General features: G+C 32.7%; 4 protein-coding genes and 1 pseudogene. All 5 read left to right on the top strand.

The annotated features are described in order from the left end of the window. Positions 1–1010 (top strand): T4 RnlA family RNA ligase (locus AB8B65_RS13240; RefSeq protein ID WP_405301572.1); only part of this gene is annotated, 1010 nt, incomplete at its 5' end. Between the two features lie 33 nt (positions 1011–1043). After that, entirely contained in the window at positions 1044–1925 is an 882-nt protein-coding gene (locus AB8B65_RS13235) for an AAA family ATPase (RefSeq protein ID WP_405301571.1), read from the top strand. 10 nt (positions 1926–1935) lie between these two features. Further along, positions 1936–2607 (top strand): hypothetical protein, encoded by a 672-nt coding sequence (locus tag AB8B65_RS13230; protein WP_405301569.1) that lies wholly within the window; start codon positions 1936–1938, stop codon positions 2605–2607. Further along, entirely contained in the window at positions 2604–3395 is a 792-nt protein-coding gene (locus AB8B65_RS13225; protein WP_405301568.1) for a hypothetical protein, read from the top strand. Before AB8B65_RS13230 ends, AB8B65_RS13225 begins: the two co-directional genes overlap by 4 nt. A 25-nt stretch (positions 3396–3420) precedes the next feature. Further along, positions 3421–3531: pseudogene (locus tag AB8B65_RS13220) on the top strand (ATP-grasp domain-containing protein); the annotation flags it as partial.

Below are 3531 nucleotides of genomic sequence, written 5' to 3'. Positions count from 1 at the left end.
ATATCGAAAAATTAAAGCAAGCAATGACTAATGGTTACATTCATAACTGTAAGCATCCAACGGCAAATCTTTGGATATATAACTATACGCAAGCAGCGCAATACGAACAATATTGGACCAAAGAAACCTTGCAATGTAGAGGATTGATTTTAGATGAAAACTACAACATTGTAGCAAATACAATTCAGAAATTTTTCAATGTAGAAGAAATTGGATACGATCAATTGCCAAACGAGTCTTTTGAAGTATTTGAAAAAATGGACGGTTCGTTAGGTATTTTATATTGGTTAGATAACACGCCATATATAGCAACCAGAGGTTCATTTACAAGCAAACAAGCCATTAAAGCAACCAAAATATTGCATGAAAAATATGCAGCAACTTTTGATAAATTAGATAAAAGTAAAACCTATATGTTTGAAATTATTTATCCAGAAAACAGAATTATTGTAGATTACGGTACAGAAGAAAAGTTGGTTTTATTAGCAATTATAGATACCAAAAGTGGACAAAATGAAACGTTGCAGGATATTGGTTTTCCAGTACCAACACGTTATGATTTTACTTCCTTATTGGAATTGAAAGCATTCAACTGGAAAAACCAAGAAGGATTTGTCATTCAATATAAAAATGGTTTTCGAGTAAAGATTAAGTTTGAAGATTATATTGAATTGCATAAAATTGTAACGCAAGTTTCATCATTAACGATTTGGGAAACCTTAAAAACAGAAGGAACATTGATACAATGGATTGAAAATGTGCCTGACGAATTTTACACTTGGGTACGAAAAGTAGAAGCGGAATTACAAGCCAATTTTACCAAAATTGAAAACATCGCGAAAGCGGAATACAAAGAAATGGCAACCGATAGCGAAACCGCAGCATACTTTAAAACCTGTGAATATACAGCAGTATTATTTGCAATGAAAAACAACAAAAAATACGATCAAATCATTTGGAAATACATTCGTCCAACATTCGAAAAAGCATTTTCAAATGAATTTAATTAAAAGTAAGATTCCCGCTTTCTCGGGAAAATAATTATGAAAAAAATAATCATACTCAAAGGAATTCCTGCTTCAGGGAAATCAACATACGCAAAGAAACTCATTGCAGATAGTCCAGGAATGTACAAACGTATCAATCGTGATAGTTTACGTGCCATGTTAGACAACGGACATTTCTCAAAAGGAAATGAAAAATTCATCAAAAGAACACGCGATTTTTTAATTAAAGAAGCGTTGATTCATGGAAAACATGTCATTGTCGATGATACAAATCTTGATAAATCGAACTTAGAACGAATTCAACAAATTGCCGCAGATTATAGAGCAGAAACTGGACATCAAGTAAAAGTAGAAGAAAAAATTATGGAAATTGATGTCGATGAAGCTATCGCAAGAGATGTAAAACGAGAAAATCCTGTGGGAAGAGAAGTCATTCTAAAAATGCATAAGCAATTGCACGGAGAAAAAAGATTGAAAAATGAAATCAGGGAACAAGATGCTTCATTGCCGAAAGCAATCATTTGCGATTTAGATGGTACGTTGTCCTTAATCAATAACAGAAGTCCGTTTGAAGGCAACAAATGTGAACATGATTTGCCGAACATTCCAATTGTCAATTTAGTCAAAAACTATAAAAACTTAGGTTTTAAAATCTTGTTACTATCTGGCAGAAGTGCTGCACATCAACCAGAAACAGAACGTTGGTTAGAAAAGTACGAAGTGGAATATGACGCGTTGTGGATGCGAAAAGTAAAAGACAACCGAAAAGATGCTATCATAAAAGAAGAACTATTTACAGAAAATATTGAAAACAACTATTACATCGAATTTGTATTAGACGACAGAAACCAAGTGGTCGATTTGTGGAGACAAAAACTACAAATCCCTTGCTTACAAGTCTTCTACGGAAATTTTTAATCAAAAAATCATGAAACCTACATATCAAATATTTGGCTCAAAAAGTTCGGAAGATTTCGATGTATGTTTTTTTGTTGACAGTCTGGATGATACTAAAAGGAATCATGAAGCTGTAAAAATGTATGCAGAACAAACGGTTTTCAACACGTCAAAACCTATAAATGCAAATTTGGCAATTGTACGGAACGGAGTTATCGTAGAAAACTTTAAAGGCAGCGCCGACGAACTCAATAACGCGTTATTTACAACCTACGGTTTGCACGATCAAGTGTATAAAAATCATATAAAAAAATTGGTTTCTAGAAACTTGGAATCGCGAATTGTACGTTGTGCGCGTACATTAGTTGGAAATTTTACACGAACAGATTTGCGTGCACAAGCAAAAGCAGCAATTCGTGAAAATGTTAATACACAACTTGATTTTTTAGCTCAAATTGAACTCAAAAAACACACAGATTTTGGCAAACACGGTTCAGTCATAGAAGTCTATAAAACGATGGCGTTTCAATTGGGAATGACACTAGCTTTGCTAAACAATAAAGAAGTCTATACAAAAGAAGCAATCATAGAATTATTTCCCGAATTGGAAAACTATCTATTGCGAAAAGAACAAAACTCAGAAGCTTTGCAAAAGCATATAAAGCTATTTATAACGATGGTTAAAAGCAATATAAAATCATGAAACCAAGTCTAACAAAAATTGACAATTTCCCGTATCAATACTTTCAATATGGTTCTAAAAGTTCCACAGATATTGACGTGATTATTGTATTGCCAAAAGCAGAAATGCCAGCTACGCAAGAAGAACGCAAACGGAAATTAAAACAATTAAAACTTAATTTTCAATTGAATTGGAATGCAATTTTTGTAGTAATTGAAGATGGAATTTTAATAGATACGATTTATACAAAATCTTGGATAGATTCGCTCAACAACGCTTTCTATCACACGCATAAACATCATGACCAACTGTTTGAAATTCCTGTCACAAGAACTATCAAACGAAACAAAACCTTGGCAATTTACAAAGCTGTCAGAACAATTTTAACAATGTTGACACGAACGCATTTGCGAACGAAAATTAGACCGATTATACGTGGAATTCATCCGTTTCAATTAAAATTAGACGTATTAAAAACAATTGATTTTTCTGAAATAGAAAGCTTCAACCAAAAAAACACAATTGATGCAGATATTTGGAAAATAATCGCGTTCTATTTGGTGCAAAATGAATTGCTCATCACACAAAACATTGAAGTATATTCGAAGGAAAAATTATTAATACATGTTCCTAAAATTGTAGATTTTATTCTCAGGAAAAAAATCACGCTTCAAGCAAAAAATACATTAACACAATTAAAAAACAACTGGTTACAAACAATTACAGACTTTGGAGATTTTAACTCAACAGAAAACATACTTTCATGTAATAACGAACGTGTAGATATAGTCAAAGAAATTGGTTTATAAGTAAAAAAAGCAACATGAACACAATTTACCAAAAGCTGTCGTCATTGATGTTGGCTACATTCCTAACAAAGGTTGGGCTTTAATTGAAGCAAATCCAGTTTGGAGTTCGGGCGTGTATGCATGCAATCCTAAAAAA

The organism is Kordia sp. (genome assembly GCF_045105435.1).
Lineage (GTDB): Bacteria > Bacteroidota > Bacteroidia > Flavobacteriales > Flavobacteriaceae > Kordia.
The sequence above is the reverse complement of the archived record's forward strand: the minus strand, read 5'-3'. Positions and strand labels throughout refer to the sequence as shown.